Raw genomic sequence first — 16,088 nt, forward strand, 5'->3', positions numbered from 1 at the left:
ATATGCATGCAACCAGTAGAAAAGAAGGAAAACACAACAAAATCTAATAATGTTATCCCTTTTATCCCTACAGGTGATTTTTATTTTGCGAAAGGTGTTGAAGCTTTTCGGAAAAGAAAGTTTGATATTGCATTAAAGTGGTTAACAAAGGCTGTTGATACGGCACCAGATAACCCGTTATATCAATGTCAAATGTCAATCATCTATACCGAAACAGGTGCTTTTCATAAAGCAAATCAAATATTAACGAATGTATTGCAAGCAACTGGCGATCAATATGTAGATTGTTATTATTTACTTGCCAATAATTATGCCCATTTGGGACTGTTAAATGATGCGAAAAAGTTTGCCGTTTCTTATCTTGATAAAGAACCCGATGGTGATTTTAGTGACGATGCTAAAACATTGTTGGATTTAATTGAAATAGATGATGATTTCGATGGTGAAGATTGGGAGCTTGAAGAAGAGGATGAACTTCTTGTTTATCAAGAAACCGTCTTTCATCATTTAGAAAATAAAGAGTGGGATAAAGCTTTAGCTTTATTAGAAGAGATGATTTTAATATTCCCAGACCATAAAATAGCTCATCATGAATATACTTATGCGCTATTCTTTTCAGGGAGACAAGAAGAAGCAATTGAAAAAGAGCTAGAATTGTTAAAAGATGACCCAAATAATTTATATAGCCACACTAATTTGGCTGTGTTTTATTATGAGACAAATGCTACAAAAGAATATGAAACTCATATAAGAGCATTACTAAATATATATCCAATCCATGAACAACAAAAGCTACGTGTTGCGGTGACATTAGCAAGGACTGGCTTCTTAAAAGAAGCATATCCACGATTTCGAATGCTTGATAAAGCAATCGTAAAAAGTCATATTTCCTATTATCGTTGGTTTAGTATGACGGCTTATCGTTTAGGTGAGCCTTCTAAAGCATTAAGTTTATGGGAAGAAGGTTGCCGTCGTCATCCCAATTTATCAGATGAACAGGGACCATGGAAAGAGTAAGCAGATAATTAGACGGAATTTCATAAATCTTATACCCTTTAAGTAGAAAGTACTAATTGACACAGAAAGGGGCGCTTTTAATGTCCGAAGAAAAAATTTATGATGTGATAATTGCAGGTGCTGGACCTGCTGGAATGACAGCAGCTGTTTATGCCTCTCGTGCTAATCTTGATACGTTAATGATTGAACGTGGTATTCCAGGTGGACAAATGGCGAATACAGAAGATGTAGAGAACTATCCGGGCTATGATCATATTCTTGGGCCGGATTTATCTAATAAAATGTTTGACCATGCAAAAAAATTTGGTGCGACGTATGCTTATGGTGATATAAAGGGTGTTGAGGATCATGGCGACTATAAATTAATCAAGGCCGGATCAAAGGAATATAAAGCTAGAACGATTATAATATCAACAGGAGCACAATATAAGAAGCTAGGTATACCTGGTGAAGAAGAACTAGGTGGACGTGGGGTTTCTTATTGTGCAGTATGTGATGGTGCTTTCTTTAAGGAAAGAGAGCTAATCGTAATAGGTGGTGGAGACTCTGCTGTGGAAGAGGGAGTTTACCTCACTAAATTTGCAAGCAAGGTAACGATTGTTCACCGTCGTGATGAATTACGTGCTCAAAAAATCCTTCAAGAACGGGCATTTGATAATGAAAAAGTTGATTTTATCTGGGACACAACTGTTGAAAAAATCAATGGCCCAGAAGGTAAAGTAAGTAGTGTAACATTAAAAGATGTAAACACTGGTGAAGAATATGAAAAACCAGCTGATGGTGTATTTGTCTATATTGGCATGGTACCATTAAGTGAACCATTCCAGTCTCTTGGTATCACGAATGACGAGGGTTATATTGAAACCAATGCAAACATGGAAACAGCTGTACCAGGAATATTTGCTGCGGGAGATATCCGCGATAAAAAACTAAGACAAATTGTAACTGCAACTGGTGACGGAGCCATTGCCGCCGAAGCAGCACAAGCATATTTAGAAGAACTGAAAGATAAAACCAAAGCAACAAATTAAGATAAATTTGATAAAGTAAAAACATCTTAACCTTGTTGTAACACGCACGAAACATTAATAAGGTACAATGAACTTAACTAATTGACCCCCTTTTTAATAGATAGATTAGTTATTGGCGCAGATCCTAGGATCTGCGCATTTTTTTGTTCATGCTTTGGGATATGTAAATAGGAATAAGGTACATGCGCGGTAGGTTTGGTTGCATGTACTAAATAACCGTGTACATAAAAGGAATTAGTCACATGCGCACAAATACCAGGCACATACTCGAGTTTTACAGTAAACTTCCTGTAAAGCTTCGGTTTAATCCTCCATATGGCCCCTTCGTTCTTGATTACATCAAACAAAAGGAAAAATAATCATTTTCTTGTAGCATTAAATGCCTTACATGTATAATAGATATAGTATTGTATACAAAACTATCTTACGAGATGTAGTTCGTGGTATAATAGATTCTTTAGAACGTAAGAGGTGATTCGATTGGCAAATATAGAACAAGAGACAAAGATGGTTATTATTACGGGAATGTCTGGCGCAGGTAAAACTGTTGCAATCCAAAGCTTTGAGGATTTAGGGTATTATTGCGTTGATAATTTACCACCTGCTTTACTGCCTAAGTTCCTTGAACTAATGCGAGATTCAACTAATAATATACACAAGGTGGCACTCGTCATGGATCTTCGTGGGCGAGAATTTTTTGACTCCTTATTTGAGGCACTTGACTTACTAGGTGAAGAGGAATGGTTAGATGAACATATTTTATTCCTGGATGCCAATAATGAAAAGCTTGTAACGAGATATAAAGAAACAAGAAGATCTCATCCATTAGCAATCGGTGACTTACCTCTAAAAGGAATTAAACAAGAAAGAAAAATCTTAGATGAAATGCGTGGACGCGCTAATAAAATAATTGATACTTCGAATTTGAAGCCACGTGAATTACGAGAGAAGATTCTGAAGTTTTACTCTGAAGAAACACAAGAAATATTCTCTGTAAATATGGTTTCTTTTGGCTTTAAGTATGGAATCCCGATTGATGCAGATTTAGTATTTGACGTACGATTTTTACCAAATCCACATTATGTTGCCCATTTACAGCCTTTAACAGGATTGAACCCGGATGTTTCCTCCTATGTATTCAAATGGTCAGAAACGCAAAAGTTCCAGGAAAAAGTGTTAGATTTATTACAGTTCATGCTTCCTCAATATAAGAAGGAAGGTAAATCACAGCTTGTTGTTGGAATAGGATGTACGGGAGGGCAGCATCGTTCCGTTGCATTGGCAGAGTATTTTGCTAGGAAATTAGCTGGAAACTATATAACACATGTGACACATCGTGACATAAATAAAAGAAAGGGCCATTAACAGATGACAGAACAGAATCTTCCAAGGATTGTGGTTATTGGTGGGGGAACTGGTATGCCAGTTCTATTGCGTGGCCTCAAAAATTTACCAATTAAATTAACAGCATTAGTTACTGTTGCAGATGATGGTGGGAGTACAGGGAGAATTAGACAAGATATGGCCATTCCTGCACCAGGAGATATTCGAAATGTAATTGCCGCATTATCGGAAGTTGAACCAATGCTTGTACAATTGTTTCAGCATCGTTTTGCGGATGGAAATGATTTATCTGGCCACTCGATGGGGAACTTGCTTTTAGCAGCCATGACTTCCATTACCGGAGACTTTTATACGGGGATAAAGGAGATTTCCAGAGTCCTAAATGTAAAGGGGAAAATATATCCCATTTCTAATGAGAATATTTCACTTTGTGCAGAAATGGTAGACGGTACGATTGTACGAGGAGAATCTAATATTCCGCTCCAAGGTAAACAAATTAAACGGGTATTTTTAGACCCTGAAGATGTTACACCATTACCTAATGCAATTAGAGCTATTGAAAAAGCAGATTTAATTGTCATCTCACCAGGTAGTTTGTTTACGAGCATCATGCCCAACCTGATTATTCCGCATATTGATGAAGCCTTACGCCAGGCGGAAGCAAAAATCGTTTATGTTTGCAATGTGATGACGCAAAACGGTGAAACAACTGGTTTCACTGCGAGTGATCATGTACAAGCAATTATTAATCACGTCGGCCAAGAGGTGATTGATGCTGTCGTAGTTAATAATAAAAAAATTGACCCTGAAATTCAGGATGTTTATGCATATGAGAATGCAACACCAGTTGTCTATGATACGGACAAATTATTGGAGTTGGGCTTAGAAATTATTGAGGGCGACATCATTGACGATTCCAGAACAATGATTCGTCACGATACCAATAAAATCGCTAAGCTTTTATTTTCATTGATACAAAAATAAAAGGTGAAGGAGGGGGAAAATATGTCCTTTGCTTCTGAGATTAAAAAGGAGTTAACATCTGCAGAAATTGAAACTTGTTGTGCTAATGCAGAATTGACTGCCTTAATTCGAATGAATGGTACAGTTTCTGTATCTCAATTCAGATACACCTTAGATGTGCAGACAGAAAATGCAGCAATTGCAAGACGTATTTATATGTTAATAAAAGCAAGCTTTTCTTCGATACCAGTTGAATTACTGGTTCGGAAGAAGATGAAGCTTAAGAAAAATAATGTGTATATTGTCCGTTTAAAGGAAGATGTACATGAAATGTTAACTGAGCTCGGGATTATGAAGGATTCCTATACATTTGTACGTGAAATTTCGGATCAATACCTAGAGAAAGATTGTTGTAAGAGAGCATACTTACGAGGCGCATTTCTTGCGGGTGGTTCTGTTAATAATCCGGAAACCTCTTCCTACCATCTAGAAATTTCAAATACAAGTGAAGAGCATAATGAGGCATTATGTAATCTTCTAAATTCCTTTGGTTTACGTGCAAGAGTATTGGACAGGAAAAAGGGATATATTGTTTATATTAAAGAGGCAGAAAAGATCACAGAATTTTTGAGTGTAATTGGAGCAAACATCGCACTGTTTAAATTTGAAGATGTCCGAATTGTCCGTGATATGCGTAACTCTGTTAACCGTCTGGTAAACTGTGAAACAGCTAATCTAAATAAAACAATTGGAGCTGCTATTCGTCAGATTGAAAACATAAAATTAATTGAAAGAACCGTTGGACTAGAAGCGTTACCGGAAAAGCTACGTGAAGTAGCAATACTTAGAGTACAGCACGAGGATGTTTCCCTGAAAGAACTAGGTGAACTTGTATCGAGTGGACAAATCTCCAAATCCGGAATAAACCACAGATTAAAGAAAATTGATGAGTTTGCAGAAAAAATTAAATTAGGTGAAAATTTACCTTAACTTCAATTGTTATTTAAAATATTCATGATATAATTAACTATCATGAATATTTTTTTATTTAATAAGTATTATTAATGGAGCGCAAATAGAAAGATGCGCCTCTGTAATACTTTTTTTAAAATTAGAATGAATTGTTAACGCTTACTTTAGGGGAGGATGAAGAGGAAATGGTTGAGAGAGTTGTTACAGTTGAGCTTGAGACAGGTTTACAGGCTAGGCCTGCTGCGCAATTTGTTCAGGAAGCTAACCGCTATGCAGCACATTTGTTTTTAGAAAAAGAGGGAAAACGAGTAAATGCAAAAAGTATTATGGGGCTAATGAGCTTGGCAATTACTACTGGCGAATCTATTAAACTAATAGCAGATGGGTCTGACGAAAATATAGCTATGAACCATTTGGTTTCATTTGTTAGCAATAAATAATTTATATAATAGATTATGTGAAAAAGATAACATTGGAATAAATTGGAATTAAATACCTTAAGTTTTCGTAACATTGATTGCTATTTTTTGCCTTTGATAGAAACTGTACGGTAACTAAGGATTCTGGATTGAGCATCATACCCGCTACGGAAATAAACTCCGCTTTCCACGGACGGCTGGTGAGCTTCCTCGAAAATAAAAAACGATTTTCTTCGTGCGATGTTAATGCTGCCGAAGCTTTCCTTGGGACTGCGCTTACTCGCCCCTGTGCTGGAAGTAAAAGCGGTGTATTCTCTATAAGCGGTAGTTTAGACTATCCAAAGATAAGTATTACCGCACAGTTTATACAAATTGTGTAATTAACAACAATCTATTAGAAAATAGCCATACGAAAAGAGGGTGAATCCAAAGGATCCACCCTCTATTGCTAACATTAATCTGGTTTGCGCTCTAATATTTTGTCGATTAAACCATATTCTACTGCACCAGCAGCTGACATGAAGTTATCACGCTCAGTATCACGGTCAATTACATCGATTGGTTGACCAGTTCGTTCAGATAGAATCTTGTTTATGCTCTCTCTCATTTGGATGATTCGTTTTGCGTGAATTTCAATGTCTGTAGCTTGACCTTGTGTTCCACCTAAAGGTTGGTGGATCATTACTTCACTGTTAGGTAACGCATAACGCTTTCCTTTTTCACCAGCAGCTAAAAGGAATGCTCCCATAGATGCCGCCATCCCTGTACAAATAGTGGAAACATCTGATTTAATGAAATTCATTGTGTCGTAAATTGCCATCCCAGCAGTAATGGAACCACCTGGGGAGTTAATGTATAGGGAAATATCTTTTCCAGGATCTTCTGCTTCTAGGAAAAGTAACTGTGCAACGATTGAGTTTGCAACGTTATCGTCAATTGCACTTCCTAACATAATAATTCTGTCTTTTAAAAGTCTAGAATAAATATCATATGCGCGTTCACCACGGTTTGTTTGTTCAATAACTGTAGGTATTAAATTCATGGAAATTCCTCCTTAAAGATTTATTTCTAAAACTAATTATCCAAACTTTGGATATTTTCATCATATACCAATGGTCAATGAAGGTCAAACAAAAACGTTCGACAAAATTACGAGCCCGTATATGTAGTAAAAATCACACTCTCCATCATGCCCGACAGTCTACAGATATAAACCTTTTCAACTAAAAATACTTGTTTATTGAGTATTCAGGGGGTATAATAGCGTATGTGTCGATTATTTACAGTCTTAACTTAATATGCGCCCATAGCTCAGTTGGATAGAGCACTGGTTTCCGGTACCAGGTTTGTCGGGGGTTCGAATCCCTCTGGGCGCGTCCTTTAAACTAATTGTAGTAAGGGTTTGAGTGATGCTCATTCCCTTGCTATTTTTATGGAATTCTAACCAAATTCTAACCTTCGAATTCCAAAATTTTTTTAAAAAATTATTTATGATTGATGGAAAAAAAGTTTTCTGGAACTTATGTTCATCTAAAAAAGATTCGATGTGATGATGTTCTAGTTTATTCATTTTCTAATTTCCAAATCCTGGAGTTTGGTAGAAAAAGCAGAAATACCAGGACTTACAAGACCTAATTTAATTACTTGAAGCCATCTGGTTTTAACAACATTAATCCACATATTCCACAAGGATTGGGACATCATTCGAAGAAGAGGACGCATGTTGTACCATTCAAAGGGAGGGATTAGATAGTGAAGTTATCAGATATAGTTGGAAAAGACATAAAAATCATTTGTACTGATGATACGGAATTGCAAGTACGTGTTTTGAATTACACGTCAGAACTCGATAATGAACCAGATGATGATGACAATTATGGTGGGGCTTATATCTACGTTAGAACATTGAAGCCTACTGATCATTTTAACACAGGTGGGGAATTTTCAGTCCACGAATATGAAATTAGGAACATATCAGGATTAAATTATCAAGCACTTGACTAGAAAAAGTTAAGTGCTTTTATTATGTCATAAAAGAAAGCAATCCGTTATCTTGGTTGGTAGCGAGGAAGGCGTGAAATACGTTGCACCAGTTCATTTAACGATTTATTAATCTATTAGTTTTTGAAGATTTAATAAAATGAATCTAGTGAATACGAATCTAGTCCAAGCTTTTTCCTTCTTAATTACGTAGGATGGCAGCAGGAAGGGATGGGAAATTAACGTGTCAAAAATCTATTCATACAACTGTTAAGATGTTAAGAAGTGCACAAAAAAACAACTTGAAATTACTCCAAGTTGTTTTCCTTTAGGAATTGTATAACTTGTCCTTTATGGTGGTTATCGTGGTCTGTAAACTCATTAATAATATATATCAGTGAATAAGGCGTTCCAGTATGTGGACAATGAGTTACACCGTTTGCAGTTAATGGTTTGTTTAATTTTTCGGTAGGTATTTCGTTAAGTATTTTAACTAGTAGTTCTCTTGTATCTATTGCTTCTTTAAGTAGTTTTGACTGTGATATACCTGATTTTGCGTAATCAGATGCTTTTTTATTATGGGTATCAAAGTCGGGAAACTCCATTCCCTTTTCATTCCTTACTGCTGGGATTACTTCGGATAAAAGGTGATTATCCCAATTTATAATATGGGAAATTATTTCACTTACAGACCATTTACCTTTGGCAATTGGTTTTGTCCATAATGCTTCACTCATATCCTCTATTGTGTTTAACCAAGAAGAATATTTACCAAAATCACTAATTATGTTTGTTTCTTCGCTCATTATTTATTCCCCCTATACTATGTTAATTAATAATAGTATAACATAAAACTATACCATAACAAAACATATGTTCCTATTTTGTTGAAATTATATTCGCTTTAAAAACAACAACCTTTCTTTTATTTTTTTTGAAGTACACAATGACTCTTTACCATCATACCTGGAGGAAGATGTATTTTATGAACTGAAAAGAAACCAGAAGATAAAAAAGCGGATCATAAAATAATTCGCTTTTTTATCTTCTGGTTTCCAAATCCTATCATTAATCTCGAATTCTCTAGCTTTATCCCCAAAAAAATACTCACTCATAACTTGTTGAGTGAAACTTTTCAAATCCTCAGAAGTATATTCCACAATTTCTTTATTAATTTCATACTTTTTCTTTTCTATTCTTTTAATATCATTTCAGTTTTAATTTTGAAATAGTCTTGGTGCATTCGTTCGATAATCGAATAAATCATATCCTGATACAAATTCCTAAGTTGAAATTCTTTAAATCGCTCTTTATCCGGTTTGAAAACTGTTATTGCCATTGGAATGGCAATGTACTTCATAATTAGAACATCCATTATTTTTCCTATCGTTTAAGGGCATTTGCTACAATATTGTCCAGAGCTTTCTCTTCTACATGATAAGTATTCAGACCACTTAACTCTCTGCCGTATCCTTTTGGATCTACAATTATTTTTCCTTCCCTTGTATCTTTCTTAATTGAATTCATTATAACCTTCCTTTTTATCGATTTAAAATTTCGATATCTGCAAGCATTAACCCTGCTAGAAATTAGTGTTTTCTGTTTCCGGAATTAGTGAATTTATACGAGCTTATATCCCCATTTTGGAATGTTTCTGGAAATCATTGATATATGACCAAAAAAATCTCCACTCTAATAATGGAGAAAGTTCATTATTTATTTTGTCTATCCTTTTCAACTAATGGCTTTTTAGTTACAATATTTTCATAGAACTTCTTTCAAGAATTCTAACGAAATTTCTATCATAAAGAAAAGAACTAACATTTAATAGAAGACTAATAGATTAAAAGTAAAAGTTAAAAATGTTTAAAACGTAGTAAAATGCGCTTAATTGGTTTCCGGTACCAGGTTTGTCGGGGGTTCGAATCCCTCTGGGCGCGTCTAAGCCTAGCTTATTTTGCTGGAATTTTTATTTTGCCTACGGATATACGGATCAAATGACATAACATTATATCAAACGGTAACAAAGCAGTTTCTCACTAATCCCTTTTTCTTAAACAATGTAGTCTCATTTCCTTGAAGAGAACGATGAAGTAGTTACAGAGTAATTAATACCCATCTCATTCCCCCTTAGAAAAGCAAGATATATAAACCTCTAAGTTAAAAGAATACAAAAAATTGCTCCCGACAAAACCATCCCTTATACTATAATCGAGTTCAACATAAAGAAGGTGACAAACAAATGGAAAAAGTAGTTTTTTACACAAAAGAAATCTGTTCCTTATGTGATGATGCTGAAGCACTACTAGAAATGTTCCAACAGGACTACGAATTTGAAATCGAGAAACGCGATATATACACGAATGATGATTGGCTTGAGAAGTATCATCTACTTATTCCAGTGGTTGAAGTTAAAGGAATCCAGTTGGATTGTGAACATGTGGATTACTTTACAATGGAAAGAACTCTAAAAGAGAATCTATCTTCTCGAAAAAAATAAAATCAATTTATTTGTATATTTTCCTCAGTGTGATAAGATAATAATGTACATAGGATTCTATGTGTATTTTTTTGGGACATGTGGGACACTTTATGACCTAGCGGGACATTTTTGCACCCGATGCTGAAGGGGAAATATCATGAGAGCATTAATCGAATTACAAAAAAAGCTAATTCCAGACTTGTTAGATGTAATGCATGCACGATATTCTCTATTACACAGTGTAAACCTTTCTCAACCAATTGGACGAAGGGGGCTTGCTGAGAGTAGTAACTTAACGGAAAGGCAGGTCCGGAGTGAAATTGACCTACTTCAAGGACAAGGTTTGATAGAAGTTACTACGAAGGGAATGCTTATTACAGAGCAAGGAAAAGCAGCTCTTGAACAGCTCACTCAGGTTATGAGCGAAATTAGTGGGTTACATGTTTTAGAAAGACAAATTAAGGAAACATTACAAATAGAGAATGTAATTGTTGTTGCTGGAAATAGTGATGAAGCAGAATGGGTAAAGCAAGAAATGGGAAAAGCTTGTGTAGCTTTCCTTAGAAAAATCATAATGCCTAGCGCAACTATTGCTGTAACTGGTGGAACAACAATGGCATCTGTTGCAAGTGTCATGACTCCATTTGACAAAGATGACAACTATCTGTTTGTACCAGCCCGTGGTGGTATTGGGGAAAAAGTAGAAAACCAAGCCAATACTATTGCTGCACAAATGTCTTTAAAAGCACAAGGGAACTATCGTTTATTGTATGTACCGGACCCACTGAGTGAAACATCATATCTGAACATAATTCAAGAACCTTCTATCATTGAAGTTCTACAATTAATTAGGAATTCCGATATTGTATTACACGGTATTGGCGATGCTTTAACCATGGCCGAACGTCGGAAAACTCCGGAAGAAATCTGGACAAAGCTAATTGAAAACAAAGCGGTTAGTGAGGCATTTGGTTATTATTTTGACCAACAAGGTAATGTTGTTCATAAGGTTCGAACTGTTGGGCTACAGTTAGAGGATTTAAATGAGATGAAATATGTGATTACGGTTGCAGGTGGTAAATCAAAGGCAAAAGCAATAGAGTCCTATTTTAAACATGCAAAAAGTAATTTGCTCATTACAGATGAAGCAGCAGCGGAACAGATTTTAAGGGATTCTTCCCTTTAAATATATTAATTAAAGATTTTTAGGAGGAATATTCAATGGCAGTAAAAGTTGGTATTAATGGATTTGGACGTATTGGACGTAATGTATTCCGTCAAGCTCTTAAAAGAGATGACGTAGAAATCGTAGCAGTTAACGATTTAACAGATGCAAACATGCTTGCACACCTATTAAAATATGACTCTGTACATGGAGTATTAGAAGAAGAAATTTCTGTAAATGGAAATAATATTGTAGTTGCTGGAAAAGAAATTCAAGTTCTTGCTGAACGTGACCCAGCTAATCTTCCATGGGGAGATCTTGGAGTTGAAATAGTTGTTGAATCAACAGGACGTTTCGTTGACCGCGATTCTTCTCAAAAACATATTGATGCTGGTGCAAAAAAAGTTATCATTTCTGCACCTGCTAAAAACGAAGATTTAACGATTGTTATGGGTGTTAATGAAGAAAAATATGATGCAAGTAACCACCACATCGTATCGAATGCTTCTTGTACAACTAACTGTTTAGCTCCATTTGCAAAAGTGCTTAATGATAAGTTTGGTATTAAACGTGGGTTAATGACAACTGTTCACGCTTATACAAATGATCAACAAATTCTTGACTTACCACATAAAGACTATCGCCGTGCTCGTGCGGCAGCTGAAAACATTATCCCTACAACAACTGGTGCTGCTAAAGCAGTTGCTCTAGTATTACCAGAGTTAAAAGGAAAATTAAACGGTATGGCTGTTCGTGTACCTGTTCCAGACGGTTCTATGGTAGACTTAGTAGCAGAGCTAGATAAAGATGTAACAGCGGAAGAAGTTAACCAAGCATTCAAAGATGCTGCTGAAAACGAATTAAAAGGTGTATTTGAATATAGTGAAGCTCCACTAGTATCAAGTGATATTGTTGGAAATACACATTCATCTATCCTTGATGGTTTATCAACAATGGTAATGGAAGGTAACATGGTTAAAGTTCTTTCTTGGTATGATAACGAAATGGGTTACTCTACTCGTGTTGTTGATTTAGCTGCATACATGGGACAAAAAGGACTATAAGAGCAACACTAGATAAAGAACCGAAAAGGTGGGGAAGAAGATTCTCCTCCTTTTCTCATGTTCTTTCTTCTTTTATGCTGAGTAATAACTCTAGTTTTGAGGAAACCTATTAAGTAATGCGTACATATAGTTTGGGAGGAAATTCATATGAATAAGAAAACAGTAAAAGACCTTGATTTAAAAGGAAAAAAGGTATTTTGTCGTGTTGATTTTAACGTCCCAATGAAAGATGGAGAAGTAACAGATGATACTAGAATAAGAGCTGCTTTACCTACTATTCAGTATTTATCTGAGCAAGGAGCGAAAGTGATTCTCGCAAGTCACCTTGGTCGTCCTAAAGGGCAAGCTGTCGATGAATTACGTCTCGATCCAGTTGCAAAACGTTTAAGTGATTTAATTGAAAAAGAAGTTGTGAAAACTGATACTGTTTATGGGACAGAAGTTGATGAGGCAATTTCTACATTGCAAGATGGCGATTTATTATTAATAGAAAATGTTCGTTTTGAAGCAGGGGAAGAAAAAAATGATCCAGCTCTCGCGGAAGCATTTGCTAGTATGGCTGACATCTATGTGAATGACGCATTTGGTGCTGCACACCGTGCACATGCATCAACTGCAGGTATTGCAGAAAAACTTCCATCTGCAGCTGGTTTCTTAATGGAAAAAGAAATTTCTGTATTAGGAAAAGCACTTGAAAATCCAGAACGTCCATTTACAGCAATTATCGGTGGCGCTAAAGTAAAAGATAAGATTGGTGTTATTGATCATTTATTAGAAAAAGTTGATAACCTTATTATTGGTGGTGGATTAGCTTATACGTTTGTAAAAGCCCAGGGCCATGAAATTGGAAAGTCACTTCTAGAAGAAGATAAGATAGATTTAGCAAAAGAATTCATGAAAAAAGCCGAAGAAAAAGGTGTTAATTTCGTATTACCAGAAGATGTTGTCATAGCAGATGACTTCTCAGAGGACGCTAATACTAAAGTAGTTGCAATCTCAGAGATACCATCCGATTGGGAAGCACTCGATATTGGACCGAAAACAAGTGAAAAATATGCTCAAATCGTGAAAGATTCCAAGCTAGTAATTTGGAATGGACCTATGGGTGTATTTGAGTTAAACGCATTTGCAAATGGTACAAAAGCAGTTGCAGAAAGCTTAGCAAATACAGATGGTTACACGATTATTGGTGGTGGGGATTCCGCTGCTGCTGTTGAAAAGTTCAATTTAGCAGATAAGATGGATCACGTATCTACCGGTGGTGGAGCTTCCTTAGAATTTATGGAAGGTAAAGTGTTACCAGGTGTTGCATTACTAAGCGATAAATAAGACCTAATAAATTTATAGAGGTGATACCATGCGTAAAAATATCATTGCTGGAAACTGGAAAATGAATAAAACATTGTCAGAAGCTAAACAGTTTGTTGATGATGTGGTAAACAAGATTCCATCCGACGAAAAAGTGGAAGCAATTGTTTGTGCACCATACCCTTATCTTGCTTCTCTAGTAGAACAAGCAAAAGGAACTAACTTAAAAGTAAGTGCCCAAAATATGCACTTTGAAGATAATGGTGCTTATACTGGGGAAGTTAGCCCTGTTATGTTAAAAGATTTAGGGGTAACACATGTTGTTTTAGGACACTCTGAGCGCCGTGAATATTTTGCTGAAACAGACGAAACTGTAAATAAAAAAGCACATGCTGCTTTTAATCACGGCCTAACGCCGATTGTTTGTGTTGGTGAAACACTAGAACAACGTGAAGCGAATGAAACAAAGTCTTTAGTAGGTTCCCAAGTGAAAAAAGCAATCGAAGGCTTATCCAATGAACAAGTAGCTCAAACAATCATTGCCTATGAACCAATCTGGGCAATCGGTACAGGGAAAACCGCTTCTAGTGAAGATGCTAATGAAGTATGTGCGCATATTCGAAATGTCGTGAAAGAAGCAACGGATGAAACGACTTCAGATGCTGTCGTTATTCAGTATGGTGGAAGTGTAAAACCATCGAATGTTGATGAATTACTAGCACAATCTGATATTGATGGTGCATTAGTTGGCGGTGCAAGTTTAGAAGCTGAATCATTCCTACAGTTAGTGGAGGCTGGAGCAAAATGAGTTCACAAAATCTAGCTGCGTTGATTATTTTGGATGGCTTTGCTATTCGGGATGAGGTGGCAGGTAATGCAGTAAAACAAGCGAATAAACCAAATTTCGATCGGTTTTGGAACACATTTCCACATAATCAATTAATGGCAAGTGGGGAAGCTGTTGGGTTGCCTGAAGGACAAATGGGTAACTCAGAGGTTGGACATTTGAATATTGGTGCTGGACGTATCGTATATCAAAGTTTAACTAGAGTGAACCTGTCTATTCGTGAAGGGGATTTCTTTGAAAAGAAAGCATTCTTAAAATCGATGAACAGCGCGAAAGAAAAAAATAAGGCACTACATATCTTTGGTCTATTGTCAGATGGTGGAGTTCATAGCCATATTGAACATTTATATGCATTACTGAAACTAGCTAAGGATCAAGGGCTTGATAAAGTTTATGTTCATGCATTTTTAGATGGCCGTGATGTAGGTCCACAAACTGCAAAAGGGTATATAGAAGCAACAGAGTCTAAGATGAAAGAACTGGGTGTAGGTGAAATTGCTACAGTATCTGGACGATATTACTCCATGGACCGAGATAAGCGTTGGGACCGCGTGCAGAAATCCTATAATGCAATGGTTTATGGTGAAGGACCTACCTACAAGAATGCATTAGAGGTCGTGGAAGACTCTTATCAAAATGGTATTTTTGATGAGTTCGTTATTCCATCTGTGATTGTTGAAGCAAATGGTGAAGCAGTTGGAAAGGTGGAAGATGGAGATTCTATTATTTTCTATAACTTCCGACCGGACCGTGCAATTCAAATTTCTCGTACGTTTGCTAATGAGGACTTCCGTGATTTTGACCGAGGATCAAACGTGCCAAAAAATCTAGATTTTGTTATGTTAACACAATTTAGTGAATCAGTTGATGGATTTGTTGCATATGAACCAGCAAACCTGGATAATACAATTGGAGAAGTTCTTTCTCAAAATAATATGAAACAATTACGTATTGCCGAAACAGAAAAATATCCTCATGTTACATTCTTTATGAGCGGTGGTCGTGAGCAGGAGTTTCCAGGTGAAAAACGTATTTTAATTGATTCACCAAAGGTTGCGACCTACGATTTGAAACCTGAAATGAGTGCATATGAAGTAACTGATGCACTACTTGCAGAGCTTGATAAGGGCGAGATTAATGCGGTTATTTTAAACTTTGCAAATCCAGACATGGTTGGACATTCGGGAATGCTAGAGCCTACGATTAAAGCTATTGAGGTGGTGGATGAATGCCTTGGAAAAGTAGTGGACAAAATAACCGAGTTGGGTGGTCATGCAATTATAACTGCTGACCATGGTAATTCAGATGAAGTTATTACTCTTGAAGGTCAACCAATGACGGCTCATACAACAAATCCAGTTCCAGTAATCGTAACAAAAGGTGGAGTGGAATTACGTGATGGCGGGATCTTAGCTGATTTAGCTCCGACATTACTTGATTTATTATCAATTGAAAAACCAGAAGAAATGACAGGAACTTCATTAATTAAAAAGTAA

At 36.2% G+C, this 16,088-nt stretch carries 17 protein-coding genes and 1 tRNA gene; 14 read left to right on the top strand and 4 right to left on the bottom strand.

Translation table 11 applies throughout. The features are described 5' to 3' along the window. The first annotated feature begins 6 nt into the window (after positions 1-6). From TY11_RS03035 to TY11_RS03060, 6 genes are all read left to right on the top strand, one after another. Positions 7-1,017 (top strand): tetratricopeptide repeat protein, encoded by a 1,011-nt coding sequence (locus TY11_RS03035; RefSeq protein WP_042142718.1) that lies wholly within the window; start codon positions 7-9, stop codon positions 1,015-1,017. A gap of 80 nt (positions 1,018-1,097) precedes the next feature. After that, complete coding sequence (gene trxB / locus TY11_RS03040; RefSeq protein ID WP_042142721.1) at positions 1,098-2,048, top strand: thioredoxin-disulfide reductase; 951 nt, start codon at positions 1,098-1,100, stop codon at positions 2,046-2,048. 507 nt (positions 2,049-2,555) lie between these two features. Continuing rightward, entirely contained in the window at positions 2,556-3,413 is an 858-nt protein-coding gene (rapZ, locus tag TY11_RS03045) for an RNase adapter RapZ (RefSeq protein ID WP_042143091.1), read from the top strand. Positions 3,414-3,416: 3 nt separating this feature from the next. Further along, the gene (locus tag TY11_RS03050; protein ID WP_042142722.1) at positions 3,417-4,376 is read left to right on the top strand and encodes a gluconeogenesis factor YvcK family protein; all 960 of its coding nucleotides are present in this window, start codon (positions 3,417-3,419) and stop codon (positions 4,374-4,376) included. Positions 4,377-4,397: 21 nt separating this feature from the next. Next, on the top strand, positions 4,398-5,345 hold the full coding sequence (gene whiA, locus TY11_RS03055) for a DNA-binding protein WhiA (protein WP_042142725.1): 948 nt from the start codon (positions 4,398-4,400) through the stop codon (positions 5,343-5,345). A 167-nt stretch (positions 5,346-5,512) separates the two neighbouring features. Next, positions 5,513-5,767 carry an HPr family phosphocarrier protein gene (locus tag TY11_RS03060; RefSeq protein ID WP_042142727.1) on the top strand — a complete coding sequence of 85 codons (255 nt, stop codon included), beginning with the start codon at positions 5,513-5,515 and terminating at the stop codon, positions 5,765-5,767. 433 nt (positions 5,768-6,200) lie between these two features. Here TY11_RS03060 and clpP read toward each other — a convergent pair whose 3' ends face one another. Further along, positions 6,201-6,788: an ATP-dependent Clp endopeptidase proteolytic subunit ClpP gene (gene clpP, locus TY11_RS03065; protein WP_042142730.1), complete on the bottom strand. Its 588-nt coding sequence runs from the start codon at positions 6,786-6,788 to the stop codon at positions 6,201-6,203. Between the two features lie 258 nt (positions 6,789-7,046). Here clpP and TY11_RS03070 point away from each other — a divergent pair. Both TY11_RS03070 and TY11_RS03075 read left to right on the top strand, forming a co-directional pair. Beyond that, a tRNA-Arg gene (locus TY11_RS03070) sits at positions 7,047-7,122 on the top strand. Between the two features lie 376 nt (positions 7,123-7,498). Continuing rightward, the gene (locus tag TY11_RS03075) at positions 7,499-7,750 is read left to right on the top strand and encodes a hypothetical protein (RefSeq protein ID WP_042142732.1); all 252 of its coding nucleotides are present in this window, start codon (positions 7,499-7,501) and stop codon (positions 7,748-7,750) included. 284 nt (positions 7,751-8,034) lie between these two features. Here TY11_RS03075 and TY11_RS03080 read toward each other — a convergent pair whose 3' ends face one another. From TY11_RS03080 to TY11_RS20345, 3 genes are all read right to left on the bottom strand, one after another. Beyond that, positions 8,035-8,532 carry a DinB family protein gene (locus tag TY11_RS03080; RefSeq protein ID WP_042142734.1) on the bottom strand — a complete coding sequence of 166 codons (498 nt, stop codon included), beginning with the start codon at positions 8,530-8,532 and terminating at the stop codon, positions 8,035-8,037. Positions 8,533-8,918: 386 nt separating this feature from the next. Continuing rightward, complete coding sequence (locus TY11_RS03085) at positions 8,919-9,086, bottom strand: YhjD family protein (RefSeq protein ID WP_155982654.1); 168 nt, start codon at positions 9,084-9,086, stop codon at positions 8,919-8,921. Positions 9,087-9,109: 23 nt separating this feature from the next. Further along, positions 9,110-9,253 (bottom strand): hypothetical protein, encoded by a 144-nt coding sequence (locus tag TY11_RS20345; RefSeq protein WP_155982655.1) that lies wholly within the window; start codon positions 9,251-9,253, stop codon positions 9,110-9,112. A gap of 715 nt (positions 9,254-9,968) precedes the next feature. Between TY11_RS20345 and TY11_RS03090 the strand changes: the two genes are divergently transcribed. The 6 genes from TY11_RS03090 to gpmI all read left to right on the top strand — a co-directional run bounded on the left by TY11_RS03090 (position 9,969) and on the right by gpmI (position 16,088). Beyond that, positions 9,969-10,226, top strand: a complete 258-nt coding sequence (locus TY11_RS03090; RefSeq protein ID WP_042142738.1) for a glutaredoxin family protein — start codon at positions 9,969-9,971, stop codon at positions 10,224-10,226. A gap of 139 nt (positions 10,227-10,365) precedes the next feature. Next, positions 10,366-11,394 (top strand): sugar-binding transcriptional regulator, encoded by a 1,029-nt coding sequence (locus TY11_RS03095; protein WP_042142740.1) that lies wholly within the window; start codon positions 10,366-10,368, stop codon positions 11,392-11,394. 35 nt (positions 11,395-11,429) lie between these two features. Continuing rightward, positions 11,430-12,437 carry a type I glyceraldehyde-3-phosphate dehydrogenase gene (gene gap / locus TY11_RS03100; protein WP_042142742.1) on the top strand — a complete coding sequence of 336 codons (1,008 nt, stop codon included), beginning with the start codon at positions 11,430-11,432 and terminating at the stop codon, positions 12,435-12,437. 147 nt (positions 12,438-12,584) lie between these two features. Next, positions 12,585-13,766, top strand: coding sequence for a phosphoglycerate kinase (locus TY11_RS03105; RefSeq protein WP_042142744.1), 1,182 nt, complete (start codon positions 12,585-12,587; stop codon positions 13,764-13,766). A 28-nt stretch (positions 13,767-13,794) separates the two neighbouring features. Further along, positions 13,795-14,553, top strand: coding sequence for a triose-phosphate isomerase (gene tpiA / locus TY11_RS03110; RefSeq protein ID WP_042142746.1), 759 nt, complete (start codon positions 13,795-13,797; stop codon positions 14,551-14,553). Next, positions 14,550-16,088, top strand: a complete 1,539-nt coding sequence (gpmI, locus tag TY11_RS03115) for a 2,3-bisphosphoglycerate-independent phosphoglycerate mutase (protein WP_042142748.1) — start codon at positions 14,550-14,552, stop codon at positions 16,086-16,088. The genes tpiA and gpmI overlap by 4 nt, the downstream gene beginning before the upstream one ends.

The organism is Paucisalibacillus algeriensis, from assembly GCF_000577245.1.
GTDB lineage: Bacteria > Bacillota > Bacilli > Bacillales > Amphibacillaceae > Ornithinibacillus.

Bases quoted from the DNA above. Each gene is read 5' to 3' on its own strand.
- TY11_RS03035 (WP_042142718.1), top strand. From the start codon at position 7: ATGCAACCAGTAGAAAAGAAGGAAAACACAACAAAATCTAATAATGTT.
- trxB (WP_042142721.1), top strand. From the start codon at position 1,098: ATGTCCGAAGAAAAAATTTATGATGTGATAATTGCAGGTGCTGGACCT.
- rapZ (WP_042143091.1), top strand. From the start codon at position 2,556: ATGGTTATTATTACGGGAATGTCTGGCGCAGGTAAAACTGTTGCAATC.
- TY11_RS03050 (WP_042142722.1), top strand. From the start codon at position 3,417: ATGACAGAACAGAATCTTCCAAGGATTGTGGTTATTGGTGGGGGAACT.
- whiA (WP_042142725.1), top strand. From the start codon at position 4,398: ATGTCCTTTGCTTCTGAGATTAAAAAGGAGTTAACATCTGCAGAAATT.
- TY11_RS03060 (WP_042142727.1), top strand. From the start codon at position 5,513: ATGGTTGAGAGAGTTGTTACAGTTGAGCTTGAGACAGGTTTACAGGCT.
- clpP (WP_042142730.1), bottom strand. From the start codon at position 6,788: ATGAATTTAATACCTACAGTTATTGAACAAACAAACCGTGGTGAACGC.
- TY11_RS03080 (WP_042142734.1), bottom strand. From the start codon at position 8,532: ATGAGCGAAGAAACAAACATAATTAGTGATTTTGGTAAATATTCTTCT.
- TY11_RS03085 (WP_155982654.1), bottom strand. From the start codon at position 9,086: ATGAAGTACATTGCCATTCCAATGGCAATAACAGTTTTCAAACCGGAT.
- TY11_RS20345 (WP_155982655.1), bottom strand. From the start codon at position 9,253: ATGAATTCAATTAAGAAAGATACAAGGGAAGGAAAAATAATTGTAGAT.
- TY11_RS03090 (WP_042142738.1), top strand. From the start codon at position 9,969: ATGGAAAAAGTAGTTTTTTACACAAAAGAAATCTGTTCCTTATGTGAT.
- TY11_RS03095 (WP_042142740.1), top strand. From the start codon at position 10,366: ATGAGAGCATTAATCGAATTACAAAAAAAGCTAATTCCAGACTTGTTA.
- gap (WP_042142742.1), top strand. From the start codon at position 11,430: ATGGCAGTAAAAGTTGGTATTAATGGATTTGGACGTATTGGACGTAAT.
- TY11_RS03105 (WP_042142744.1), top strand. From the start codon at position 12,585: ATGAATAAGAAAACAGTAAAAGACCTTGATTTAAAAGGAAAAAAGGTA.
- tpiA (WP_042142746.1), top strand. From the start codon at position 13,795: ATGCGTAAAAATATCATTGCTGGAAACTGGAAAATGAATAAAACATTG.
- gpmI (WP_042142748.1), top strand. From the start codon at position 14,550: ATGAGTTCACAAAATCTAGCTGCGTTGATTATTTTGGATGGCTTTGCT.